Below are 24736 nucleotides of genomic sequence, written 5' to 3' on the forward strand. Positions count from 1 at the left end.
ACCGGTCACGGCAGTTGCACCGGCCACGTGGCAAGTCGCCCCGGAACGAGGCGGGTCAGGCGTCCTCGGCCAGTTCCAGCCAGCGCATCTCCAGCACATCGCGCTCCGCGACGAGTTCGCGCAGTTCGGCGTCGAGCTTCGCGACCTTCTCGAAGTCCGTGGCGTTGTCGGCGATCTGGGCGTGCAGCGTCGTCTCGCGGGTCGACATCTTGTCGAGCTGCCGCTCCACCTTCTGCAGTTCCTTCTTCGCCGCGCGCGCCTCCTGCGCCGAGACACCCGGCGCCGGGGCGGCGGCCCCGGAGGACGCGGCGGGAGCGGCGGCGGGAGCGGCCGCTCCCGCCATCTGGAGCCTGCGCTCCAGGTACTCGTCGATACCGCGCGGCAGCATCCGCAGCGACTTGTCGCCGAGCAGCGCCAGCACCTTGTCCGTGGTCCGCTCGATGAAGAACCGGTCGTGGGAGATCACGATCATCGACCCGGGCCAGCCGTCGAGGAGGTCCTCCAGCTGGGTCAGGGTCTCGATGTCGAGGTCGTTGGTCGGCTCGTCGAGGAAGAGGACGTTCGGCTCGTCCATCAGCAGCCGCAGGATCTGCAGCCTGCGCCGCTCACCGCCCGACAGGTCACCGACCGGCGTCCACTGCTTCTCCTTCGAGAAGCCGAACTGCTCGCAGAGCTGGCCCGCGGTCATCTCCCGGCCCTTGCCGAGGTCGACCCGGTCGCGCACCTGCTGCACGGCCTCCAGGACCCGCAGGTTCGGGTTGAGCTCCGCGACCTCCTGGGAGAGGTAGGCCAGCTTGACGGTCTTGCCGACGACGATCTTCCCGTCCGCCGGCTGCGCCTCGCCCTGGGTGCGGGCGGCCTGTTCCAGCGCCCGCAGCAGCGAGGTCTTCCCGGCGCCGTTGACCCCGACCAGGCCGATCCGGTCGCCGGGGCCGAGCTGCCAGGTGAGGTGGGTCAGCAGCGTCTTGGGACCGGCCTGGACGGTGACGTCCTCCAGCTCGAAGACGGTCTTGCCGAGCCGGGCGTTGGCGAACTTCATCAGCGCGCTGGTGTCGCGGGGCGGCGGCACATCGGCGATCAGTTCGTTGGCGGCCTCGATGCGGTAGCGGGGCTTGGACGTACGGGCGGGGGCGCCGCGCCGCAGCCAGGCCAGCTCCTTGCGCATCAGGTTCTGCCGCTTGCCCTCCTCGGTGGCGGCGATCCGCTCGCGTTCGGCCCGGGCGAAGACGTAGTCGCTGTAGCCGCCCTCGTACTCGTGGACCGTGCCGCGCTGCACGTCCCACATGCGGGTGCAGACCTGGTCGAGGAACCACCGGTCGTGGGTGACGCAGACCAGGGCCGAGCGGCGGGCGCGCAGATGCCCGGCCAGCCAGGAGATGCCCTCGACGTCGAGGTGGTTGGTCGGCTCGTCGAGGACGATCAGGTCCTGCTCGGCGATGAGGAGCTTGGCCAGCGCGATCCGCCGGCGCTCACCGCCGGAGAGCGGGGCGATGACGGTGTCCAGGCCCTGCTCGAAGCCGGCCAGGTCGAGACCGCCGAAGAGCCCGGTCAGGACGTCGCGGATCTTGGCGCTGCCCGCCCACTCGTGGTCGGCGAGATCGCCGATGACCTCGTGGCGGATCGTGGCCTTCGGGTCGAGCGAATCGTGCTGGGTCAGGACACCGAGACGCAGTCCGCCGTTGTGGGTGACCCGGCCGGTGTCCGCCTCCTCCAGCTTGGCGAGCATCCGGATGAGGGTCGTCTTTCCGTCTCCGTTACGGCCGACGACACCGATCCGGTCCCCTTCGGACACGCCGAGGGACACACCGTCGAGCAGCGCACGGGTGCCGTACACCTTGCTGACCTGCTCGACATTGACGAGGTTGACGGCCACAAACGCTCCAGCTCGAAGGAGAAACACTGACCTTCAGCGTAGTCGCCATGGCGCCGGGCTCCTTACGAGCGCCCGCTCACCTGTACGGGACGGTGCCCGGCACGGCTGTACGGGACGGTGCCTGGCACGGCGTCCTCGCGGACATCCCCGTGCGGTACCTTGCCCGCATTGATCAAGGCCCCGGGGCCGGTACCCGGGTGAACCCGGGGTGGGGAACTTCATGACACGACGTACGGTCCGCGGGCTGGCTCCCGTCCTCCTGCTGGCAGCCGTGGCGCTGACCGGCTGCTCGTCGGGGTCCGACGACGCGACGAAGGTGGACACGAAGCCGGGCGGCGCCACGGCGAAGAAGACGGCCAAGGCGACGGCGGACCCGTCCGCGGCCAAGGGCGGCACGGTCGGGGGCCCCGGCTCCGTGTGCAAGCTGCCCGTCGTCCTCGACACGGCGCAGCACTGGACGGCGGAGTCCGTGGTCGCCGCCGAGCCGGGCTCGGACTTCGCCGAGCTGGGCATCCAGGGCCCGGTCACCCTGGCCTGCGAGATCGACGCGAAGCCAGCCGGGCACATCGGGTTCCTCCGGGTGTGGAAGGGCGGCGACAAGGGCAGCACGGCGCGCCAGGCCCTGGAAGGCTTCGTGAAGGCCGACACCGGGTCATCGAAGATCACCTACACGCAGACCACGGTCGGCGAGCTGTCCGTGACCGAGGCCCGCTACACCGTCTACAGCGAGCTCCTGGACGAGACGCGCCTGAACCGGGCCTTCGCCGTCGCCACCCCGGACGGGCCGGTCGTGGTGCATCTGGGCGGGCTGGACGCGTACGAGCACAAGTCCATGCTGCCGGCCTTCGAGCTGGCGAAGCGGAGCGTGCGGCTCGGCTGAGGCGGGGGGCGTACGGGTGTCGCCGTTGCCCCACTCGACCGGTCCCGGAGGATCAGCGACGAACACCGCCTGGTCTACCGCGTGGCCGAGGACGAGGTACGCATCGCCTCCTTCCGCTACCACTACGGCCGCTGAACCGTCGCTCCCGGCGCCGGGGACGAGGCGATCCGGGCGGTGCGGCAGGTCCCCGACGCGGTCAGCGCGTCGGCGATCGCGCGGGCCGACGCCTCGTCCTCGGTGAGGAACGCGGTGGTCGGCCCGGAGCCCGAGACCAGCGCGGCCCGTGCGCCCGCGACGGTGCCCGCGGCCAGGGTGCGGGCCAGTGAGGGCCGCAGCGACAGCGCCGGGGCCTGGAGGTCGTTGCTGAGGACTCCGGCGAGGGCGGCCGTGTCGCCGGAGCTCAGGGCGCCCAGGAGCGCGGGCGACACGACGGGATCGGGCACCGTGGTGCCCGCCGTGAGCCGGTCGAACTCGCGGTAGACGGCCGGGGTGGAGAGGCCGCCGTCGGCGACCGCGAAGACCCAGTGGAAGGTGCCGCCGACCTCGACGGGCGTGAGCTGCTCGCCGCGGCCGACCCCGAGGGCCGCCCCGCCGACCAGGCTGAACGGAACGTCGCTGCCCAGCTCGGCGCAGATCTCCAGGAGCTCCTCGCGCGAGGCGCCGGTGGACCAGAGCGCGTCGCACGCCAGCAGCGCACCGGCCGCGTCCGCGCTGCCGCCGGCCATGCCGCCCGCGACGGGGATGTCCTTGGCGATGTGGAGGTGGACGCCGGGTGCGATGCCGTACCGCCCGGCCAGCGCGGTCGCGGCCCGGGCGGCGAGGTTGGAGGCGTCCAGCGGCACTTGGCCGGCGTCCGGGCCCGAGCACGTGACACGCAGTGCGTCGGCCGGGGTGACGGTGACCTCGTCGTACAGGCCGACGGCGAGGAAGACGTTGGCGAGGTCGTGGAAGCCGTCGGGGCGCGCGGCACCGACCGCGAGCTGGACGTTGACCTTGGCGGGCACCCGGACGGTGACGCTCTGGCTCATGCGGTCGGCTCCGGCTTGTTCTCGGCGATGGCGGCGAACTCCTCGACGGTGAGCGCCTCGCCGCGGGCCTGCGGCGAGACGCCGGCCGCGACCAGGGCCGCTTCGGCGGCGGGCGCGGAGCCCGCCCAGCCGGCGAGTGCGGCGCGCAGTGTCTTGCGGCGCTGGGCGAAGGCGGCGTCGACGACCGCGAAGACCTCGGCCTTGCTCGCCGTGGTGGCGACGGGCTCGGCGCGGCGGACCAGCGACACCAGGCCCGAGTCGACGTTGGGCGCGGGCCAGAAGACCTTGCGGCCGATGGAGCCGGCGCGCTTGACGTCGGTGTACCAGTTGGCCTTCACCGACGGCACTCCGTAGACCTTGTTGCCGGGCTTGGCGGCCAGCCGGTCGGCGACCTCGGCCTGCACCATGACCAGGGTCCGCTCGATGCTGGGGAAGCGGTCGAGCATGGTGAGCAGCACGGGCACGGCGACGTTGTACGGAAGGTTGGCGACCAGTGCGGTCGGCGGCGGGCCCGGCAGTTCGCGTACGAGCATCGCGTCCGAGTGGACGAGGGCGAAGCGGTCCGCGCGCTCCGGCATCCGGGCGGCGACCGTGGCCGGCAGCGCGGCCGCCAGCACGTCGTCGATCTCGACGGCGACCACCCGGTCGGCCGCCTCCAGCAGCGCCAGGGTCAGCGAGCCCAGACCGGGTCCGACCTCCACCACCACGTCGTCCGGACGGACCTCCGCGGTGCGCACGATCCGGCGGACCGTGTTGGCGTCGATGACGAAGTTCTGACCGCGCTGCTTCGTGGGGCGTACGCCCAGCGTCGCGGCCAGCTCGCGGATGTCTGCGGGGCCCAGGAGGGCGTCGGGCTCTGTGGTGCTCACCCGTCAAGCCTACGGGCTGTCCCCGCCATCCGCGAGCTGGCCGCGACGGGGGCCGGTGCCGGCCTTCACGACCCGGCTGACGGGCTCCCGTACGACCTCGGTGGCCAGTACCCGGGGCTTCTGCCGGACGCCGTTGACGGTCCGCAGGGCGTACATCACGCGCCGCGAACCGTCCCGCCCCTCCCGCTCGACGCGCTCCGTACCGGCGGGGAGCGCCCGGTCCCCGGACCGTTCCACGGCGTACGGCAGCAGCTCCTCGCGCACCACCCGGGTCGTCGTGATCCGGAGCACGGAGACGGTCTGGCCCTCGCGGGGGAAGCTCTCCGGGGCGACGGAGGTGGTGTCCTCGCCGTGCAGGACGATGCCGGCCCGGGCGACGGCCTCGCGGACGGTGGCGGCGTTGGTGCGGACGGTGTGCTCGCGGCCGTCGGCCATGACGGTGACGGTGCGCTCGGTGCGCACGTCCAGGCTCAGCCCGGTGCGCCCGATCGGCGCGGACCGGGAGACGGAGAGGTAGGCCCCGTCGGCCCGCACGCCGAGCCGGCGCAGCGCGGCGCCGACGGTGGGCTCGGAGGTCCAGACGCGGCGCCGCACCCCGTCGAGCGTGAGCGTCACCGGACGCGGGCCGCCGACCGTGACCACGTCGCCGTCGCCGAGGCGGGTACCGGGGGCCGGGGACACCGCCGTGCCGTCCTCGGCGTCGACGCCCTGTTCGGCGAGGAGTTCACCGACGTCGTCCGCGAAGGTGTGCAGGGTGCGGGGCTGTCCGTCGACGTCCAGCGTCACCGCCTTGTCCTCGGCGACGAACGCGGTCGTCCCGCCCGCCAGGAACGCGACCACGAGGGCCTGCGGCACCAGGCGGCGCAGCTGCTCGGGCCGGACGGTCACCCGCCGCCGGGCGCCCCGTCGCGCCCCGGACCGGCCGCCCGGGGCCGGCACGGTGAGCGCGGTGACGGTGGGGGCCTGCGCGGTGCGGGCCGGGCCGCCGAGCGCGGCGGCGGTCCGCCCGGCAGGCAGGTCGACGGCGGTCGGCGTGCGCCGGGGCCAGGCGGCGAGCGTCAGCTCCTCGTGCGGCGGCACGGGGGACGGGCCCGGCACAATGACGGTGGCCTGCTGCACGGGGGACGGGCCCGGCACGACGACGGTGGCCTGCTGCACGGGGGACGGACCCGGCACGACGACGGTGGCCTGCTGCACGGGGGACGGACCCGGCACGACGACGGTGGCCTGCTGCACGGGGGACGGACCCGGCACGACGACGGTGGCCGGTCCCCGCGTCCCGGCCGCCGCCGCACGCCCCCTGCCGCGTGCCGCGCGGTGACTGCCCTGCGAATTGCTCACGACGCTCGCTCCAGAAGATCCGTACCGGCCCGGCTCACTCTTGGCGCCCGGGACGATAGCGGAGCGACGGTGACTCTCCAAAGCGGCGCGACTACGTACCGTCGCGACCCATCGGTCAGTAGTCGAACGCGCGAGCCGTATTGTCGGCGATCGCCGACGCCAGGGTGTCCTCGTCGACGCCCTTCACCGCCGCCATGGCGCGCAGCGTGACCGGAATCAGGTACGGCGCGTTAGGCCGTCCGCGGTACGGGGCGGGGGTGAGGAAGGGCGCGTCGGTCTCGACGAGGACCAGTTCGACCGGCGCCACGGCCAGCGCGTCACGCAGCGGCTGGGCGTTCTTGAACGTCATGTTGCCCGCGAAGGACATGAAGTACCCGGCGTCCGCGCAGATCCGGGCCATGTCGGCGTCGCCGGAGTAGCAGTGGAAGACGGTCCGCTCGGGGGCGCCCGCGTCGGCCAGGATGCGCAGCACATCCGCGTGCGCCTCGCGATCGTGGATGACGAGCGCCTTGCCGTGCCGTTTGGCGATCTCGATGTGGGCCCGGAACGACTCCTCCTGGGCCGCCATGCCTTCGGGGCCGGTCCGGAAGTAGTCGAGTCCGGTCTCGCCGACGCCGCGTACGTGGTCCAGCGCGGCCAGCGCGTCGATCTCCGCGAGCGCCTCGTGCAGCGCGGCGGTCCCGCCACCCTCGCGTGCGCCCTGCCGGGACCAGCTGTCCGGGTCCCCGAGCACGATCCGCGGCGCCTCGTTGGGGTGCAGTGCCACCGCCGCGTACACACTCGCGTGCGCCGCCGCGGTCTCGGCGGCCCAGCGCGAGCCCTTCACGTCGCAGCCCACCTGGATCACGGTCGTCACGTTCACCGCCGCGGCCCTGGCCAAGCCCTCCTCGACGGTGCCGTCCTGCATGTCCAGGTGGGTGTGCGAGTCGGCGACCGGGACCCGGAGGGGCTCGGGCAGCGGCGGGGCTTCGGAACGGCTCATGGCCACGATCGTACGAGGACCGCGGCCGGGAACGTCACCGCGCGGGCGTAACCACCCGCGGGCGGTCACCTGCGGTGGAACGGGTGGAGCAGGTCGGACAGGTGCCAGTGGTGGTCACCGGCGGGCGCGACGGTCGCGGCCACGGGCTCGTCCTCCGGCACGCCGGCCTGCGGCGGTCCGGCGGGCGACTGGACGCGGTTCTGGTTCTGGAGCAGCTGCTGCACCGTGGACACCCGTCCGGCCCGCATGATCCGTACGACATGCCCGCCGCAGTTCGTGCAGGTCGGCGTGGAGAGCGGCGACGGCACACGTTCGCCGTCGGCCTTGTAGACGACGAACGCGTTGTTGGAGGCGTCGACGTGGTGCTCTATTTCGTAGGCCTGTTCCCAGCCGTATCCACACCTCATGCACGCGAAGGCATACGCCTCGTGCACGGTGGTTGCTGCGATCTCGCTCATGCCTGCTCCTCTTGTCCGCCGGACAAGCACTCCGGAGAATGCGTCCTGGATCCAGTGGACGCCTTTACCGGCGGGAGCGCACCGGGCCCTGTCGAGTGTTGGAGCGGTTTTGGCCTTCTCGTGGCAAAAAGGCCCGGAACGCGGCTCGCGCTTTGCTATTCACGATAGTCCTTTACCTTCCGCCGGGCCGGTCCGAGCAGCATTCTTTGCCGCGACGACCGCGTCGAACACCTCGCGTTTGGGCAGCCCCGCCGCGGCGGCGACGGCGGCGATCGCCTCCTTGCGCCGCTCCCCCGCCTCCTCACGCACCTGCACCCTGCGCACCAGCTCGTCGGCGTCCAGTTCCTCGGCCCCGGAGTCGGCCGCGCCCTCGACGACGACGGTGATCTCGCCGCGGACGCCTTCGGCCGCCCAGACGGCGAGCTCGCCGAGCGGGCCGCGCTTCACTTCCTCGTACGTCTTGGTCAGCTCACGGCACACGGCGGCGCGCCGGTCGGCGCCGAAGACCTCGGCCATGGCGGCGAGGGTGTCGTCGAGCCGGTGCGGGGCCTCGAAGAACACCATGGTGCGGCGCTCGTCGGCGACCTCGCGGAGCTTGCCGAGGCGCTCACCGGCCTTGCGCGGCAGGAAGCCCTCGAAGCAGAACCGGTCCACCGGCAGCGCGGACAGCGCGAGCGCGGTGAGCACCGCCGACGGGCCCGGCACCGCCGTGACCCTGATGTCCTTCTCCACGGCCGCGGCGACCAGCCGGTAGCCCGGGTCGGACACGGACGGCATCCCCGCGTCCGTGACCAGCAGCACCCGGGCGCCGCCCAGCAGCGCGTCGACGAGTTCGGGCGTACGGGCGGTCTCGTTGCCCTCGAAATAGGAGACGACACGCCCCGTCGTGTGGATGCCCAGCGCCTGGGTCAGCCGGCGGAGCCGGCGGGTGTCCTCCGCGGCGACGACATCGGCCGTCTCCAGTTCTGCGGCGAGGCGTGGCGGGGCGTCCGCCACATCGCCGATGGGGGTCCCTGCGAGTACCAGCGTTCCAGTCGTTCCAGTCACAACGTCCATCCTCCCAGCACGGGCGACAGCACTCGCACAGATGCGTTCCCTACGATGGCGCGGTGACGAGTACTGCGCCCGAAGCCCGGCAGGGCCAAGACGCCGGGGAACAGCACGGCCCGGAGCCGACTTCCTGGCAGCAGCGGCTGCGCCGCTTCGGCCATTTCGCGCGCCCCGGTATCGGGCTGCGGGAGCGGCTTGTTCCGCCGTACACCCGCCCCGGGGGCCAGGTGTGGGCGGTGCTCGCGGTGCCCCCGCCGGTCGCGGAGCGGCTGGTGCGCTGGTCGGCCTGGGGCGGTCCGCTGCTCGTCGCGGCGGTCGCCGGGGTGCTGCGGTTCTGGAACCTGGGCAGCCCGCACGCGGTGATATTCGATGAGACGTACTACGCCAAGGACTCCTGGGCCCTCGTCCAGCAGGGCTACGAGGGTTCGTGGCCCAAGGACGTCGACAAACTGATCCTCAACGACCCGTCGCAGGTGCCGGTCCCGACCGATCCGGGATATGTGGTGCACCCGCCGGTCGGCAAGTGGATCATCGGGATCGGTGAGCAGCTGTTCGGTTTCACGCCGTTCGGCTGGCGGTTCATGGTCGCCGTGCTCGGCACGCTGTCGGTGCTGATGCTGTGCCGGATCGGCCGCAGGCTGTTCCGCTCGACGTTCCTGGGCTGCCTGGCGGGCGCGCTGCTCGCGGTGGACGGGCTGCACTTCGTGATGAGCCGCACCGCGCTGCTCGACCTGGTGCTGATGTTCTTCGTGCTGGCCTCGTTCGGCTGTCTGCTGATCGACCGGGACTGGGCCAGACGCAAGCTCGCCGCCGCGCTGCCCGTCGACGAGGACGGCGTGCTGCGGCCGGACGCGGGGATCGCGGAAGGGCTGCGGCTGGGCTGGCGCCCGTGGCGGATCGCGGCCGGGATCTCGCTCGGCCTGGCGTTCGCCACCAAGTGGAACGGGCTGTACATCATGGTCGCGTTCGGCCTGATGACGGTGTTGTGGGACGTGGGCGCGCGGCGGACGGCGGGCGCGGTGCAGCCGTACAAGGCGGTGCTGAAGCGGGACCTGGTGCCGGCGTTCGTCTCCACGGTGCCGGTCGCGGTGCTCACGTACCTCGTCTCGTGGACCGGCTGGATCATCCACGACGACCCCGACCGGCACGGCTACTACCGGGACTGGGCGGCGACCGACGGCAAGGGCGGCAACTGGACCTGGCTGCCGGACTGGCTGCGCAGCCTGTGGCACTACGAGAACCAGGTCTACGAGTTCCATGTGAACCTAACGTCCGGTCACACCTACCAGTCCAATCCATGGAGCTGGATCGTGCTGGGCCGCCCCGTCTCGTACTTCTACGAGGAGCAGAACGGCTGCGTCCAGTCGTCGACCGGCAAGTGCGCCCGCGAGGTACTGGCACTCGGGACGCCGCTGCTGTGGTGGGCCGCCTGCTTCGCCCTGCTGTACGTGCTGTGGCGCTGGTTCTTCCGCCGCGACTGGCGGGCGGGCGCGATCGCCTGCGGCGTGGCGGCGGGGTGGGTGCCGTGGTTCCTGTACCAGGAACGCACCATTTTCCTTTTCTACGCGGTCGTGTTCGTGCCGTTCCTCTGCCTGGCGGTCGCGATGATGATCGGCGCGATGCTGGGCCCTGCGGCGGGCACCGGGGAGAAGTACGAACTGGGCCTGGCCAAGAGCGATCCATCAGGTGAACGGCGCCGGACGGTGGGGGCCGTGGCGGCCGGCGTACTGGTCCTCCTGATCATCTGGAATTTCATTTACTTCTGGCCGCTGTATACGGGGACCCCGATTCCGGAGGATTCCTGGCGGGATCGCATGTGGCTGGATACCTGGATTTGACCGGTCTGTTCACACTGCACCGGATCGCATTCCGATAACAACCTGCTCGGCTGTCACGGCAGTCCCGTAAAGTGCCGGGAAAAGCCCCCTTGAACGTGTTCAAGGGGGCCTCCTGGGGAGGGGGACTGCAGGGATGCGCAGTGGAGTGAAGGTAGCCGTGGTCGGCGGGGTGTTCGCCGTCGTGGTCGGCGGAGTGGGGTACGGGGCGTACAACGTCCTGGACGGGCTCGGCGACAGCGGGGTCGGGGGCGGTACGGACGCCAAGGCCACCTCGTCCGAGGTGAAGACCGGCCCGGTCACCGAGGACGAGATAGCCGAGACGTCGAAGGCGTTCCTCGCCGCGTGGGCGAAGGGCGAGGCGACCGTCGCGGCCGGACTCACCAACAACAAGGGCGACGCCGAGCCCGCACTGGCCGGCTACAGCGAATCGGCCCATGTCACCCGGGCCGTGATCACGCCGGGTCCGGCGACCGGCTCGAAGGTGCCGTTCACGGTCAAGGCGACGGTCTCCTACGAGGGGACGACGAAGCCCTGGACGTACGCCTCCGAGCTCACCGTCGTACGCGGTCTGACCACGGGCCGCCCGCTCGTCGACTGGGCTCCCTCCGTGATCCATCCGGAGCTGGGCAAGGGCGAGTCGCTGGAGACCGGCGAGTCGAAGACCGCGTCGATCGAGGCCGTCGACCGCAACGGCAACGTGCTCACCAAGGAGAAGTACCCGTCGCTGGGCGGCATCCTGGACGAGCTGCGCAAGAAGTACGGCCAGAAGGCCGGCGGCACCACGGGCATCGAGACCTGGATCAACAGCGCGAACGCCGACGGTGCGGACCAGACCCTGCTGACCCTGGTCAAGGGGAAGCCGGGCCGCGTTCCGACGACACTGGACGCGGGAATCCAGGCGGCGGCCGAGAAGGCCGTGAAGAAGTACGACAAGTCGTCCGTCGCGGCCGTCGAGCCGTCGTCCGGCGCGATCCGGGCCATCGCCAACAACCCGGCGACCGGCTTCGAATCGGCCCGCTGGGCCAAGGTGGCTCCCGGCTCGACGATGAAGATCGTGACGGCCGCGATGATCATCCAGAACGGCCTCGGCAGCGCGAACTCGCCGGTCGAGTGCCCGTCCACGGTGCCCTGGGAGGGCCGGGTCTTCCACAACCTGAACGACTTCTCGCTGCCGAACGCCACCCTGAAGAGGGCCTTCGCGAAGTCATGCAACACCACGTTCATCAAGCCGGTCCTGCCGCTGGGCAGGGACAAGCGGGACACGGCGCTCGGTGACGAGGCCTCGCGGTACTTCGGGATCGGCCAGGTGTGGCAGACCGGCATCACCACGTGGGACGGCAAGGTGCCGCCCTCCGAGGGTGCGGAGACCGCCGCCTCGTTCATCGGCCAGGGCAAGATCCAGATGAACCCGCTGAACATGGCGTCCATCACCGCGACCGCCGTCAAGGGCCGGTTCCTGCAGCCCTTCATCGTCCCGCAGACCCTGGACAACCGGAAGTTCGCCACCGCGAGCCCGCTGCCCGGGGGTGTGTCGGGCCAGCTCCGGGACATGCTGAACTACACCGCCACGAACCCCGAGGGCACCGCCACCAAGGCGATGGCGAGCGTGGGAGGCGACAAGGGCGGCAAGACGGGCTCGTCGGAGATCGGCGGTCAGGCCACGTCCGACAGCTGGTTCACCGGATACAGCAACGACCTCGCGGCCGCGGCACTCGTCCAGTCCGGCGGCCACGGCGGGGACGCGGCCGGTCCGGTCGTCGCCGAGGTCCTGCTGGCCGGGCCGTGACCGTACGACAGGGAGAAGAAGCACCATGATCGCCGGACTGCCCCTGCTGCTCGTCCTGGCCGCCCTCCTCGCCGCGGGCGCGGCCGCCCGGCAGCTCCACCGCTACCCGGGAGGCTGGAGGTTCGCGTTCGGCGGCGCCCACGCCGCCGCACGCCACGACCTCGAGACCGCGCGGAACACGCTGCGCACCCTGGAACGGGCGGCGCAGTGGGAGTTGTCCGGCGCGCAGAACGCCGTCCGGAAGGCCGGCTCCACCCACCGGCGCGAGGTCCGCAGAGCCGAGGAGCACCTCGCTTACCTGCGCGAACCGGGCCGCGGGGGCTACCGGGACGAGATCAGGGACCTCAGCCTCTACGAGCACGTGCTCGTGGCGAGCGGCACCGACGACTGGAGCGGCGACCTCCAGCTGCCGCTGCACGAGACGTCCATCCGCGCCGACCACTCCGCGTGGGAGTCCCACGTCTACCTCACCGGCCCGGACGGACGCCGGCACCTGCTGAGCTACCCGCACACGGAGCTCGCCGAGGAGCACGTCCGCAGGTTCGTCCTCGACGTCCAGAACGCCATCGCCGCCGACAAGGCCTTCCAGCGGGACCGGCCGAGGCTCATCCGTGAGGCCGGGGCCGAGCTGCGGCGCCTGCGCGACAGCGCCGCAGGACCGACCGAGGAGGGGCGCAGGCTCGAAGAGGTCACCGCCCGTCAGAGCGGCGACCCGCGTATCCCCCGGGCCCGCCAGGAACTCGACGCGGCCCGCGCACGCTGGCACGCTCTCACCGGCCGCCGCCCCCGCTGAACGGAATCCCGGGTACCACGTGACACCGCTCGTCGCCATAGCCGTCCTGACCGCCGCCTTCACCCACGCCGGCTGGAACGCCATCGCCCACGCGATCAAGGACCAGTTGCTCTCCTTCACCCTGATCTCCGGGGGCGGTGTGCTGATCGGCGCGGCCGCCGCCTGCTTCGTCCCGTTCCCGGCGGCGGAGGCCTGGCCGTACCTGATCGTCTCCGCCGCCTTGCACGTGGCCTACATGCTGCTGCTGATGCGGTCGTTCACGCTCGGCGACTTCGGCCAGATGTATCCGATCGCGCGCGGCACGGCGCCGCTCGTGGTCACCGTCCTGGCCGCCGTCTTCGTGGGCGAGCGCCCGGACGGCTGGGCGACGGCGGGCGTCGCGGTCGCCTCGGCGGGGCTGGTGGGGCTGGCCCTCTGGGGCATCCGGGGCGCCGGCAAGCGCCCCCAGTGGCCCGCGATCCTGGCCGCGCTCGCCACGGGTCTGGCCATCGCCGGATACACCACCGTCGACGGCGTCGGGGTCCGCTCCTCGGGCAGTTCGCTCGGCTACGTCGCCTGGCTGATGGTCCTCGAAGGCCTCGCCATCCCCCTCTACGCCCTGTACCGGCGCCGCTCCGCCCTCCCGGCCCAGCTCCGCCCCCACGCGGTACGCGGCCTGCTGGGCGCGGCCCTGTCGGTGACGGCGTACGGACTCGTCCTGTGGGCGCAGACCCGCGCGGCGCTCGCCCCGGTGGCGGCGCTGCGCGAGTCCTCGATCATCGTCGGCGCGGCGATAGGCGCGGTGTTCTTCAAGGAACGCTTCGGCGCCCCGCGCATCGCGGCGGCCGGGCTGATGGTGGTCGGCATCGGGCTCATGCTGCACACGAGTTGAGAGCGGCGGGCGACGGCGTCGCGCGGCAGGCCGGCCTGACCCGGGCCGAGGTGGCGACACGGACGGGTACAGCTCAGCCCAAGGTCTCCCGGCTGAAACGCCTCCCGGTCCAGGAGATCAGCCAGCGCCGGCTTCGCCGCTGTCTTCGCGCCCTGGAGGCCGGCCTCGTCCTGCGGGCCACGATGTCCACGGGCGACCGGCTTCCGCTGACCGCTCCCTGACCGCTCCCTGACCGGCCCGCCCTCGCAGCGGCCTTCAGCGGCCACGCCGCCCCCGCGCATGGACACGCCCCGCCCTGCCTACGGCCGGCGTACGCGCGCCCGTCCGATACCCAGGTTCACGCACCACGGAGGGTGCGCGCCTCGCGAACCTCCTCGCAGGTCACCGGGCAACTCGGCCGCGGGTCCGCCGCGTTCCGCGCCGTCCGCGCACGACGGCCGTCGTTCACCAACTATTGACACGCTCTTGTCAGGAGCGGAACACTCCGAGTTGGGAGAGCGCTCTCCCAACTCCATGCACGCCCCCACGACGCAGCAGGAGGTCTCCATGCCCCGGAGGTCGAGAACCCTCACCGGACTGCTCTTGTTCACCTCGCTGACCCTGACCACGGCAGGGATCGCCGGTATCGCGGCGACAGCGAACGCCTCGCCCGAGACGCCGGCCGCGGCGGCGGGCACACACGCGGAACACGCCGCGTACTCCATGCCGGGCATGCCCGGCATGCCCGCGTCCACCCAGGCCTCCGGCGACGATCCGGACGGGGACGGCTACATCATGGCCGACCCGCCCGTCACCGGGGTCACCCCCTCGACGAAGGTCCCGCCGCCGGCGTACTTCCACGAGTTCCAGGCCAAGTGCGCCCCGACGCACACCGCCCCCGACGACCCGATCGTCTACCCGGGGCAGCCCGGCAAGTCCCACGACCACACGTTCATGGGCAACACCACGACGAACGCGAACACCACCACCGCCTCGCTGGAGTCGGGCGACACCACCTGCCTGGCACCCGGCGACAAGTCCGGCTACTGGATGCCGAGCCTGTTCAACGGGGACACGAAGATCCTGCCCGAAGGCGTCCAGACCATCTACTACAAGTCGGGCGTCACCGACTACACCAGCGTGCGGCCCTTCCCGCGGGGACTGCGGTACGTCGTCGGCAGCCCGATGCAGACGAAGGAGGAGTTCAAGAACCTCAAGGGCACCGTCGAGGGCTGGGAGTGCGGTGAGTCGTTCAAGAACTACGACTTCCCGGCCACCTGCCCGACCAGTCGGGACACCTACCTCAACCTGCGCCTCCAGGCGCCCAGTTGCTGGGACGGCATCCATCTGGACACGCCGGACCACAAGAGCCACATGGCCTACCCGGTGGCGGGCGGAGCCAACTACAACTCCTGCCCGGCCGACCACCCCGTCGCGCTGCCGATGATCGAGTTCAAGATGGCCTGGCCGGTCAACGGCGACATGTCGAAGGTGAGACTGGCGAGCGGCGCCGGCTACTCGTTCCACTACGACTTCATGAACGGGTGGGACGCCGCCACCCTCGACGCGATGGCCACGCACTGCATCAAGGGTGGCCTGCAGTGCGACCCGCACGGCTACGACGAGAACCACCCCGGCCAGGGTGCCGTGCTCGACGAGAACTACGAACTGCCGTAGCCCGCACCACCCCGCTTCCCCCCACGGAACGAGGGGCCTTTTTTCGGCCCTTCACGGAGAGCGCTCTCCAAGATCAGTCACGCCATCCCTCCCCCACCCGCCGGGCCAGGCGCCTGGTGGCGCCGCTCGCGGCGGCGGCCGTGCTGGGCGGCGGCCTGCTCGCCGTCCAGGCGCCCGCCGCCCAGGCGGCCGGCAGCGTCGTCAAGGTCACCGGATCCCAGGGGAACTGGGCGCTGAGCGTGGACGGTTCGCCGTATACGGTCAAGGGCCTGACCTGGGGCCCGTCGGTCGCCGACGCCGAGAAGTACCTGCCCGACGTGAAGTCGATGGGCGTCAACACCATCCGCACCTGGGGCACCGACGCCACCAGCAAGCCGCTCTTCGACACGGCGGCGGCCAACGGCATCAAGGTGATCGCCGGCTTCTGGCTCCAGCCCGGCGGCGGCCCCGGCAGCGGCGGCTGCGTCAACTACCTGACGGACACGCAGTACAAGAACGACATGCTCGCCGAGTTCCCCAAGTGGGTCGACACCTACAAGGACAACCCCGGCGTGCTCATGTGGAACGTCGGCAACGAGTCGACGCTCGGCCTCCAGAACTGTTACGGCGGCGACGAACTGGAGGCCCAGCGCAACGCGTACACGACCTTCGTCAACGACGTCGCGAAGAAGATCCACGAGGTCGACCCCAACCACCCGGTGACCTCGACCGACGCCTGGACCGGCGCCTGGCCCTACTACAAGAAGAACGCCCCGGACCTCGACCTGTACGCGGTCAACGCCTACAACGCGGTCTGCGCCATCAAGTCCGACTGGGAGCAGGGCGGTTACGACAAGCCCTACATCGTCACCGAGACGGGACCGGCCGGCGAGTGGGAGGTCGACGACGACGCGAACGGCGTCCCGGCCGAGCCCACCGACGTGGCCAAGGCCGAGGGCTACGAGAAGGCGTGGGGCTGCGTCACCGGGCACACCGGTGTGGCGCTCGGCGCCACGATGTTCCACTACGGCACCGAGGACGACTTCGGCGGCGTCTGGTTCAACCTGCTGCCCGGCGGCGAGAAGCGCCTGTCGTACTACGCCGTGAAGAAGGCGTACGGCGCCGACACCTCGGGCGACAACACCCCGCCGGTCGTCACGGACATGGCGGTGGAGGGTGCCACCACCGGCGTCCCCACCGGCAGCGACCTGAGGATCAGCACGCACACCAGTGACCCGGACGGCGACGCGATCACCTATCAGGTCCTCTTCAGCAGCAACTACATCGACCAGAACAAGGCGCTGGCCCCCGCCGAGACCAAGGACAACGGCGACGGCACGCTGACCGCGAAGGCGCCGAGCAGGACCGGCGTCTACAAGGCCTATGTGAAGGCCACGGACGGCAAGGGCAACGTGGGCATCGAGACCACGTCCGTGAAGGTCATCCCGCCGAAGGTGGACGGGACGAACGTCTCCCAGGGCAAGGCCGCCACGGCGTCCTCGTTCCAGACCGACCCGACGGGCGGCTGCCCGTGCGGCGCGGCCAACGCGGTGGACGGCAGGTTCGACACCCGCTGGGCCAGCGACTGGAGCGACCCGCAGTGGGTCCAGGTCGACCTCGGCGCCTCGACGAGCTTCAACCACGTCCAGCTCGCCTGGGACCCGGCGTTCGGCAAGGCGTACGACATCCAGACGTCCGAGGACGGGCAGAGCTGGACGACGGTGAAGTCGGTGACGGACGGAAACGGCGACATCGACGACATCGACGTCAACGGCACGGGCCGCTACGTGCGGATCAACGGCACGGCCCGCGGCTCCGGTTACGGCTACTCGCTGTACGAGTTCGGCGTCTACAGCTGACGGGAGGCGGACACCCACGAGGGTCACTCGCCTCGGCAGGCCGATGCTCTCCGCCGGCAGCCGGCCGGGGTGGTACGCGGCCGTCATCCAACTGGCCGGAGGCGTCCTGGTGGCGCTCGGCCTCGGTGCGAGAACGGCCGCGTTCGTGGGCTCCGGCTCCATGGCGTTCGCGTACTTCGATGTACACCAGCGGACAGGCCTGCTGCCGATGCAGAACGGCGGCGAGGCAGCGGTCTTCTTCTGCTGGACGCTGCTCCTGCTCGTGTTCACCGGTCCCGGCGTCCTGGCCGCGGACCGGCTGCCCCTCTTCCGCGGAGCCGCCCGGGAGAGTACGCGACCGCAGCGGGAACAGCACCTGGGTGTACCCGCCTGAGGGGACGGACGCGCCCACACCGGCCGGCCCCCCGGAACTGCCTCCGGGGGGCCGGCCGGCGTTCCGTGGTCAGCCCGTGGTCTTCGCCGGGCCCGCGTAGAGGTAGGTGGCGCGCTGGACGATGTGGCCGTCCTGGCCTCCCGGCATGGAGTTGACCTCAAGGAGCCGGCCGTCGGACGGCCTGACGATCCAGTTCGGGTTGTGGTCGCTGTGGGCGGGGTACTTCTCGGTCCACTTCCAGGAGATCTGGGTTCCGGTACGGCCGACCCCGTCCTTCACCCCTTCCGTCACCACGGCCCCCGGCGTGTCGGCGAGCACGCGGTACAGTGCCGCGCGCAGACGCGGTGAGACGGGGGCCTGGGTCAGCAGCACACCGGCCTGGCGGACGGTCTGCTCGGCGGCGGACCCCTTGGCGCCGGCCGAGAGGACGCCGCGCAGAGCGTCCGGCCGGGTGGGGAGGGTGTTGATGTCCTGCCAGGCCACCCGGCCGTCGCCCACCTGCCAGCTGAAGCCCTCGGGATGGGACTTGACGGTGGTTTTCTGGGCGCCCTTGATGACGGTCCTGGTGCGGCTCTGGTAGTAGTCCGCGGTGTTTCCCTTGTCGCCCTCCACCCACATCCGCACCGTCGTCTTCCAGTACGCCTCGGTCAGCGTCTTGGCGTTGTACGCGTCGGTGAGGGTGGTGTGCTCGGCCATGCTCGTGAACACCTCGGACGCCGACGCGCCGGCCGCCGGCCCACTGCCGCCCAGGTCGATGACCGGGAGGACGGCGGCGCCCACCGCGATGGCCGCGACCGCTGCGGCGAGGGCGAACACCCGGTTCCGGCGGAAGCGGGGCTCGACAGCAGCCGGTACGGCGTCCTGGGCGTCCGCGACGTCCGCCTCGATGGCCCCAAGCACCAGGGAGCGGGCACGGGCCTGGACGGCCGGGTCGAGGGGTTCGGTGCGGCCCGCGCGCTGCAGGGCGGCGGCACCGGGAAAGTCGAGTACGTCCGTCTGCTCGTCGTCGTGCGTCATGCGAAGTCTCCCGTCAGGTTCGTGCGGGTGGTTCTGGAGAGCCCGTCGCGCAGCCGGGCACGGGCCCGGTGCAGACGGGAACGGGCAGTGCCGGCGGGTATACCGACGACGGCGGCGGCCTCCGCGGGGGTCAGCTGCTCCCAGGCCACGAGCAGCAACAACTCGCGCTCGACCGCGGGGAGTCCGGCGATCTTCTCGTGCAGCTCCGGTCCGACCGTGGCGGCGTCCAGGCGCTGGTCGACGGCCTGCCACGGGTCGGCCGCCGTGGCGTCGGGGTGCTGCTGCTCGCGGGCGGCGGAGCGTGCCACGGCCTGCCGGTGCCGGGACAGCACGTTCCTGGCGACCCCGAACAGCCATCCCCTGGCAGAGCCGCGCGCGGCGTCGAACGTCTTGCGGTGGGCGTACGCCTGGAGCCACACCTCGGAGAGCAGGTCGTCGGCGGCTGCCGGGGCGCGGCGCACGAGGTATCCGTGCAGGGCCGGGGAGTGCCGGGCCACCAGCGGCTCGAAGGCCGTCGGCTCGCGTGCGGCGCGAGCCAGCAGATCCTCGTCCGGGTCCATGAGGTCTCCTGTCCGAGTCCGCCGGGCGGCGGTCTCACCCCGTACTTGCACAAGAGCTGGGCGAGCGTTCGCGGGCGGAGTCCCGGTACGCGCGGCACCGCCCCGCCCACGGGCCGGGGGCGGGGCACCACGGGCCWGGCCCGTGGTGCCCGAGCCGCCGGCGGACCCGAGCGCGCGCGGCACCGCAGCGCCGTCGGGTGGGGCGCGCCCCCGCGCCCCGGGCCGCCCGCCCGGCTACTCGCTGAGCGCCTGCCGGAAGCCCGTGTTCACCGCGGTGATCCCGCCGTCCACGCACAGCGTCGTGCCGGTGACCCACGCCGCGTCGGACGAGGCGAGGAAGGCGACGGCCGCCGCGATGTCCTCCGGCTCGCCGACCCGGCCGAGCGGGTAGAGGCCGCTCACCCGGGCCAGTTCGGCCTCGCGGCCCGCCCAGGCGTCGGTACGGACCGTGCCGGGCGTGACCAGGTTGACCCGCACCCCGCGCGGTCCCGCGTGGCCTGCGAGCGTACGGGTGAGGCTCGCCAGGCCCGCCTTGGCGGCGCTGTAGGCGTGGTTGCCGAAGTCCTGCGTCCCGTTGACCGAGCCGATGGACACGATCGCGCCCCGGCCGGACACGGCGAGGTGCGGAAGGGCGGCCCGCGCGCACCGGTAGGCGCCGCTGAGCGTGACGTCCAGGTCGCGCTGCCAGACCTCGTCCGGCTCGTCCTCGAAGAGCGCGGCGTCCGGGGTGCACGCGTAGGCGTTGTTGACCAGTACGTCGAGGCCCCCGAACAGCGAGACGGCCGTCTCCACCGCCGCCTCGACGGCCGACCGGTCGGCTACGTCGCAGGTCAGTGGTTCGGCCTCGCCGCCGACTTCCCGGATCTCCGCCGCCACCGCCCGGGCCCGGTCACCGTCCAGGTCGGTGACCAGGACACGGGCGCCCTCGGCGGCCAGCCGGCGGGCGGTGGCGGCGCCGATGCCCTGGCCGGCGCCGGTGATGAGGACGCGGTATCCGTCGAAGCGCGAGAGAGCGGAAGCGGGGGAAGCAGCGGTCTCGGAAGTCACAGCACCGAACGTACTGCGCGCACCAGTGCCTGGGCACGCGGGTCGGCGGTGACTCCCTTCTGCAGACCGTTCGTCACATAGCCGAAGGCGATGCCGGATTCGGGGTCCGCGAACCCCAGCGAGCCGCCCCGCCCGGGGTGCCCGAAGGAACCCGGGGCGAGCAGCGGGGCCGCCGGTCCGTGCAGCATGTAGCCGAGGCCGAAGCGGGTGCCCACGACCAGGACGCGGTCCGGTCCCGCCGACTCCTCGGTGCGGGCCAGCGTGAGGGTGGCGGGGGCGAACAGCCGGTGGCCGTCGACCTTGCCGATCATCGCGGCGTAGCAGCGGGCCAGGCCACGGGCGGTGGCGATGCCGTTGGACGCGGGGAGTTCGGCGGCCCGGTAGCCGGGGTCGTTCTCGTCGGGGAACGGGTCGATGGCACCGAACGCCCGTCGGGTCAGCGAGTCCGGGTCGCGGTAGGCGTCGACGACCGAGCGCTTGGGGCGCACCCGCAGCGCGCCCGTACCGTCGCCGGCCGGCGGTTCGACGGGTCCGATCCGGCCCACCCGGTGCGCCTCGTCCGCCGGGATGCCGAACCAGAAGTCCAGGCCGAGCGGGCGGGCGATCTCCTCGGCGACCCAGCGGCCGACGGTCCGGCCGGTGACGCGCCGCACCAGTTCGCCGACGAGCCAGCTGTAGGTCTGCGCGTGGTAGCCGTGGTCGGCACCGGGCTCCCACTCGGGGCGCTGCGCGGCGACCGCGCGCGGGCCGCTCACGCCGTCGGCCGCCTCGTCCGGCGTCAGGGGGTGGTCGAGCGCCGGGATTCCGGCCCGGTGGGCGAGGAGGTGGCGGACGAGGACGCGTTCCTTGCCGTTCGCCTTGAACTCCGGCCAGTACGTGCCGACCGGGGCGTGCAGGTCGATCTGGCCGCGCTGGTGCAGCAGCAGCGGGACGGCGGCGGCGATGCCCTTGCCGGCCGAGCGGACGATCTGCACGGTGTCGACGGCCCAGGGTTCGGCTCCGTCGACATCTCTGGTGCCGGCCCACAGATCGACGACCTTCTGCCCGTGCCGGTAGACGGTGACCGCTGCCCCTCGGTCGCCGCGCTGTTCGAAGTTACGGATGAAAGCATCCCGGACCGGTTCGAATCCGGGCGCTGCCGTTCCCCGTACGTCCACGCCTGCTCCTGCGCTCCCGCTCATCCCCCCATGGTGCATGGCGCGGCAGGTCGCGGAGGGGGCGGGTCACCTCATGTTCATCGTCACGGAACGCGAACCGTCAGCCCGCGAGGGCTCACGGCACGCGCACCGTCACCGACCGCGGGTCGAACCCGAAAGGAAGCTCCAGCCGGTGCGCGCGCATCAGTTCCTCGTCGCACAGGAGGTCCTGGGTCCGGTCGTCGGCGGCGATGACGCCCTCGCTGAGGATGACCGCGCGGCCGCAGAGCTCCAGGGCGTACGGCAGGTCGTGCGTCACCATCAGCACGGTGACGTCCAAGGACCGCAGGATGTCGGCGAGTTCGCGGCGGGAGGCCGGGTCCAGGTTGGAGGAGGGCTCGTCCAGGACGAGGATCTCCGGCCGCATGGCGAGGACCGTGGCGACGGCGACGCGGCGGCGCTGGCCGAAGGAGAGGTGGTGCGGCGGCCGGCTCGCGTACTCCTCCATGCCGACCTGCTTCAGCGCCTCGGTGACACGTTCCTCCAGTGCGGCGCCGCGCAGCCCGCCGGAGGCCGGTCCGAAGGCGACGTCCTCGCGGACGGTGGGCATGAAGAGCTGGTCGTCGGGGTCCTGGAAGACGATGCCGACGCGGCGGCGGATCTCGGCGAGGTTGCGCTTCTCCACGGGGAGCCCGGCGACGCGGACGGTCCCGGCGCCGGCGTCGAGGATGCCGTTGAGGTGGAGGACGAGGGTGGTCTTGCCGGCGCCGTTCGGGCCGAGCAGGGCGACGCGCTCGCCGCGGGCGACGGTCAGGTCGACGCCGAAGAGCGCCTGGTGGCCGTCGGGGTAGGCGTAGGCGAGACCGCTGACCTCGAGGGACGGCGGTGCGGGGGTGGCGGGCGTGGACTGGCTCATACGGTCCATCCCAGCAGACACACGACGAGGGCGAGCACGGGGAGTGCCGCGGCGTACGCCCACTGGGTGCGCGAGGCCGTCACCTCGTCGATGACGGGCATGGAACCGGTGTAGCCGCGGCTGACCATCGCGAGGTGGACGCGTTCGCCGCGCTCGTACGACCGGATGAACAGGGCGCCCGCCGACTTTCCGAGAACACCCCACTGCCGCAGGCCGCGCGCTTCGAATCCGCGCGAGCGGCGGGCGATGGACATCCGGCGCATCTCGTCGGTGATCACATCGCCGTACCGGATCATGAAGGACGCGATCTGGACGAGGAGCGGCGGCAGCCGCAGGCGCTGGAGGCCGAGCAGCAGGGAGCGCAGTTCGGTGGTGGAGGCGAGGAGCACGGAGGCGGCGACGCCGAGGGTGCCCTTGGCGAGGACGTTCCAGGCGCCCCAGAGCCCGGGGACGCTGACGGAGAGCCCGAGGACCTGCGTCTGCTCGCCGGGCACGACGAACGGCATGAGCAGGGCGAACGCGACGAACGGCACCTCGATCAGGAGCCGCTTGAGGAGGAAGCCGGCCGGGACGCGGGCCACGGCGGCGGCGCCCGCGATCAGCAGCGCGTAGAGCCCGAAGGCCCAGACCGCCTCGCGGGGGGTGGTGACGACGACCACGACGAAGGCGAAGACCGCGGCGAGCTTGCAGTGCGGCGGCAGGTCGTGGACCGGCGAGTGCCCGTGCCGGTAGAGCTTGTGGGCGTGGCCGGCGCCCATCAGACCTTCTCGTCGGTACGGGTATCGGCTGCGGGCTCCTCGCCGGTCCGGCGGCGACGGCTGACGACGTAGAACGCGCCGCTTCCGACGACGAGCGTGGCCCCGACGCCGATGACGCCGGCCAGTCCGCCGGAGAGCCGGGTGTCGGAGACGTCCTTGACGCCGTAGTCGGCGAGCGGGGAGTCCTTGGCCGCGTGGTCCTTGGCCTCCTTGTCGATGCCCTGGTCGGTGGCGACCTTCTCCAGGCCGTCCGGGTTCGCCGAGGCGTAGAAGGAGACGAAGCCGGCGAGGACCAGGGCGGTGACCAGTCCGGTGGCCCACAGGCCCTTGGTCGAGCGGTGGGCGGGGGCGGGCGTGGGCGTGGCCGTGGGGGCGTCGACGAGTTCGCCGTCGACGCGGAGCTTGAGCGGGGCCGTGAGGCCGCGGSCGCCGTGGACCAGGTCGGGGCGGACGGCGATGACGGCGCCGACGGTCAGCGCGGTGATGGCGGCCTCACCGAGGCCGATCAGGACGTGGACCCCGACCATCGCGGTGAAGACCTTGCCGATCGGGATGTCGGTGGTCCCGCCGATCCAGTAGATCAGCGTGAAGGCGGCGGCCGCGGCCGGTACGGAGACCAGGGCGGCGACGAAGGACGCGGCGGTCATGGAGCGGCGGGTGCGCGGCAGCACGCCGAGAAGACCGCGGAACAGCGCGTACGCGACGACGGTGGTCACGACGCCCATGTCGAGGATGTTCACGCCGAGCGCGGTGAGCCCGCCGTCGGCGAAGAGGATGCCCTGCATCAGCAGGACGACGGATATGCAGAGCACTCCGGTGTACGGCCCGACCAGGATCGCGGCCAGCGCCCCGCCGAGCAGGTGGCCGCTGGTGCCGGCCGCGACGGGGAAGTTCAGCATCTGCACGGCGAAGATGAAGGCGGCCACCAGCCCGGCCAGCGGCGCGGTGCGCTCGTTCAGCTCGCGCCGGGCGCCCTTCAGACTGACGGCGACGGCGCCGGCGGCCACGACTCCGGCGACGGCGGACACGGGGGCGTTGATGAATCCGTCGGGTACATGCATGGGGGAGGCTCCGCTTCCTGCGTTCCTGCATTGCTGCGCGGGGTCGTGAACCTCTCAATGATAGAGCCTTGTTGCGAACCATTCGCAAGAGCGGGGTTGTCACAACTGCTCAGACGTTTCACAGTGCTCTTTTAGGAAAATATGGGACATTGGATGACGAAGACGCATACACAGGAGGAGCCGGCCCATGTCCCCCGTGATCACAGAACATGCCCGAGCCCGGCTCGTCACCGACGCCCGCGATCTGCCCGTGGTGCACGTCGAGCTGCGTTACGACACCGCCGCCACCACTCCCGACACGATCCAGGTCGCCTTCCCGGGCGGCGCGCAGTGGGCCGTCCCGCGCGATCTGCTGGAGCGCGGGCTGCGTGCCCCCGTCGAACACGACAGCCTCCGTATCTGGCCGTGCGGCCGGGTCCAACTGGTCGTCGAGCGCCGTACCGCGGACGGCGTCGAGGTGGTGCAGTTCGACTGCGCGCCACTGATCCGCTTCCTGCGGCGCACCCACAGCCGGACGGAGACCGGGGCCAGGCCCGAGGCCGCGCCCGCCTGATCCACGACGGCATGACGAGAGCCCCCGTGCGCATGCGCACGGGGGCTCTCGT

At 71.9% G+C, this 24736-nt stretch carries 23 protein-coding genes and 2 pseudogenes; 11 read left to right on the plus strand and 14 right to left on the minus strand.

Annotated elements, in window-relative coordinates; all coding sequences use genetic code 11:
- Window positions 1-55: 55 nt before the first annotated feature.
- On the minus strand, window positions 56-1873 hold the full coding sequence (locus EAO72_RS22520) for an ABC-F family ATP-binding cassette domain-containing protein (protein WP_148019092.1): 1818 nt from the start codon (window positions 1871-1873) through the stop codon (window positions 56-58).
- A 220-nt stretch (window positions 1874-2093) separates the two neighbouring features.
- Here EAO72_RS22520 and EAO72_RS22525 point away from each other — a divergent pair, with 220 nt between their 5' ends.
- Together EAO72_RS22525 and EAO72_RS22530 are read left to right on the plus strand one after the other, a co-directional pair.
- Window positions 2094-2753 carry a lipoprotein gene (locus tag EAO72_RS22525; protein ID WP_148019093.1) on the plus strand — a complete coding sequence of 220 codons (660 nt, stop codon included), beginning with the start codon at window positions 2094-2096 and terminating at the stop codon, window positions 2751-2753.
- A 42-nt stretch (window positions 2754-2795) separates the two neighbouring features.
- Window positions 2796-2888, plus strand: a pseudogene (locus EAO72_RS22530) (type II toxin-antitoxin system YoeB family toxin); the annotation flags it as partial.
- Here EAO72_RS22530 and EAO72_RS22535 read toward each other — a convergent pair.
- From EAO72_RS22535 to rsmI, 6 genes are all read right to left on the minus strand, one after another.
- On the minus strand, window positions 2876-3781 hold the full coding sequence (locus tag EAO72_RS22535; RefSeq protein WP_148019094.1) for a 4-(cytidine 5'-diphospho)-2-C-methyl-D-erythritol kinase: 906 nt from the start codon (window positions 3779-3781) through the stop codon (window positions 2876-2878). The pseudogene EAO72_RS22530 and the gene EAO72_RS22535 sit on opposite strands and share 13 nt — an antisense overlap.
- Complete coding sequence (gene rsmA / locus EAO72_RS22540; RefSeq protein ID WP_148019095.1) at window positions 3778-4650, minus strand: 16S rRNA (adenine(1518)-N(6)/adenine(1519)-N(6))-dimethyltransferase RsmA; 873 nt, start codon at window positions 4648-4650, stop codon at window positions 3778-3780. Before rsmA ends, EAO72_RS22535 begins: the two co-directional genes overlap by 4 nt.
- A gap of 9 nt (window positions 4651-4659) precedes the next feature.
- Window positions 4660-5991, minus strand: coding sequence for a ubiquitin-like domain-containing protein (locus EAO72_RS22545; RefSeq protein WP_315986311.1), 1332 nt, complete (start codon window positions 5989-5991; stop codon window positions 4660-4662).
- 115 nt (window positions 5992-6106) lie between these two features.
- On the minus strand, window positions 6107-6973 hold the full coding sequence (locus EAO72_RS22550) for a TatD family hydrolase (RefSeq protein WP_148019096.1): 867 nt from the start codon (window positions 6971-6973) through the stop codon (window positions 6107-6109).
- 65 nt (window positions 6974-7038) lie between these two features.
- Complete coding sequence (locus EAO72_RS22555; protein WP_148019097.1) at window positions 7039-7431, minus strand: hypothetical protein; 393 nt, start codon at window positions 7429-7431, stop codon at window positions 7039-7041.
- A gap of 159 nt (window positions 7432-7590) precedes the next feature.
- The gene (rsmI, locus tag EAO72_RS22560) at window positions 7591-8487 is read right to left on the minus strand and encodes a 16S rRNA (cytidine(1402)-2'-O)-methyltransferase (RefSeq protein WP_148019098.1); all 897 of its coding nucleotides are present in this window, start codon (window positions 8485-8487) and stop codon (window positions 7591-7593) included.
- A 53-nt stretch (window positions 8488-8540) separates the two neighbouring features.
- On the opposite strand from rsmI, the gene EAO72_RS22565 reads away from it, so the two are divergent.
- The 8 genes and pseudogenes from EAO72_RS22565 to EAO72_RS22600 form a co-directional block, all read left to right on the plus strand.
- Entirely contained in the window at window positions 8541-10319 is a 1779-nt protein-coding gene (locus tag EAO72_RS22565) for a dolichyl-phosphate-mannose--protein mannosyltransferase (RefSeq protein ID WP_148019099.1), read from the plus strand.
- A 133-nt stretch (window positions 10320-10452) separates the two neighbouring features.
- Entirely contained in the window at window positions 10453-12105 is a 1653-nt protein-coding gene (locus EAO72_RS22570) for a penicillin-binding transpeptidase domain-containing protein (protein WP_187285176.1), read from the plus strand.
- A 25-nt stretch (window positions 12106-12130) separates the two neighbouring features.
- The gene (locus tag EAO72_RS22575; RefSeq protein WP_148019100.1) at window positions 12131-12898 is read left to right on the plus strand and encodes a hypothetical protein; all 768 of its coding nucleotides are present in this window, start codon (window positions 12131-12133) and stop codon (window positions 12896-12898) included.
- Between the two features lie 19 nt (window positions 12899-12917).
- Entirely contained in the window at window positions 12918-13769 is an 852-nt protein-coding gene (locus tag EAO72_RS22580; RefSeq protein ID WP_148019101.1) for an EamA family transporter, read from the plus strand.
- A complete protein-coding gene (locus EAO72_RS22585) occupies window positions 13766-13990 on the plus strand; it encodes an XRE family transcriptional regulator (protein WP_148019102.1) in 225 nt (74 codons plus the stop codon). The genes EAO72_RS22580 and EAO72_RS22585 overlap by 4 nt, the downstream gene beginning before the upstream one ends.
- A gap of 325 nt (window positions 13991-14315) precedes the next feature.
- Entirely contained in the window at window positions 14316-15425 is a 1110-nt protein-coding gene (locus tag EAO72_RS22590; RefSeq protein ID WP_187285177.1) for a DUF1996 domain-containing protein, read from the plus strand.
- A 116-nt stretch (window positions 15426-15541) separates the two neighbouring features.
- On the plus strand, window positions 15542-17263 hold the full coding sequence (locus EAO72_RS22595; protein WP_261991603.1) for a discoidin domain-containing protein: 1722 nt from the start codon (window positions 15542-15544) through the stop codon (window positions 17261-17263).
- Between the two features lie 31 nt (window positions 17264-17294).
- Window positions 17295-17636: pseudogene (locus EAO72_RS22600) on the plus strand (DoxX family protein); the annotation flags it as partial.
- A gap of 69 nt (window positions 17637-17705) precedes the next feature.
- Here EAO72_RS22600 and EAO72_RS22605 read toward each other — a convergent pair.
- From EAO72_RS22605 to EAO72_RS22635, 7 genes are all read right to left on the minus strand, one after another.
- Window positions 17706-18653, minus strand: coding sequence for a hypothetical protein (locus EAO72_RS22605; RefSeq protein WP_148019104.1), 948 nt, complete (start codon window positions 18651-18653; stop codon window positions 17706-17708).
- Window positions 18650-19213 carry an RNA polymerase sigma factor gene (locus EAO72_RS22610; RefSeq protein WP_148019105.1) on the minus strand — a complete coding sequence of 188 codons (564 nt, stop codon included), beginning with the start codon at window positions 19211-19213 and terminating at the stop codon, window positions 18650-18652. The genes EAO72_RS22605 and EAO72_RS22610 overlap by 4 nt, the downstream gene beginning before the upstream one ends.
- Window positions 19214-19447: 234 nt before the next feature.
- Complete coding sequence (locus tag EAO72_RS22615; protein ID WP_148019106.1) at window positions 19448-20260, minus strand: SDR family NAD(P)-dependent oxidoreductase; 813 nt, start codon at window positions 20258-20260, stop codon at window positions 19448-19450.
- Window positions 20257-21417 (minus strand): serine hydrolase domain-containing protein, encoded by a 1161-nt coding sequence (locus tag EAO72_RS22620; protein WP_148021976.1) that lies wholly within the window; start codon window positions 21415-21417, stop codon window positions 20257-20259. Before EAO72_RS22620 ends, EAO72_RS22615 begins: the two co-directional genes overlap by 4 nt.
- 115 nt (window positions 21418-21532) lie before the next feature.
- Window positions 21533-22312, minus strand: coding sequence for an energy-coupling factor ABC transporter ATP-binding protein (locus tag EAO72_RS22625; RefSeq protein WP_148019107.1), 780 nt, complete (start codon window positions 22310-22312; stop codon window positions 21533-21535).
- Window positions 22309-23070 (minus strand): cobalt ECF transporter T component CbiQ, encoded by a 762-nt coding sequence (gene cbiQ / locus EAO72_RS22630; protein ID WP_148019108.1) that lies wholly within the window; start codon window positions 23068-23070, stop codon window positions 22309-22311. The genes EAO72_RS22625 and cbiQ overlap by 4 nt, the downstream gene beginning before the upstream one ends.
- Window positions 23070-24131, minus strand: a complete 1062-nt coding sequence (locus tag EAO72_RS22635; protein WP_148019109.1) for an energy-coupling factor ABC transporter permease — start codon at window positions 24129-24131, stop codon at window positions 23070-23072. The genes cbiQ and EAO72_RS22635 overlap by 1 nt, the downstream gene beginning before the upstream one ends.
- A 187-nt stretch (window positions 24132-24318) precedes the next feature.
- On the opposite strand from EAO72_RS22635, the gene EAO72_RS22640 reads away from it, so the two are divergent.
- Window positions 24319-24684, plus strand: a complete 366-nt coding sequence (locus EAO72_RS22640) for an SsgA family sporulation/cell division regulator (RefSeq protein WP_148019110.1) — start codon at window positions 24319-24321, stop codon at window positions 24682-24684.
- The last annotated feature ends 52 nt before the right edge of the window (window positions 24685-24736 follow it).

This window comes from Streptomyces sp. OR43 (assembly GCF_008042275.1).
Lineage (GTDB): Bacteria > Actinomycetota > Actinomycetes > Streptomycetales > Streptomycetaceae > Streptomyces.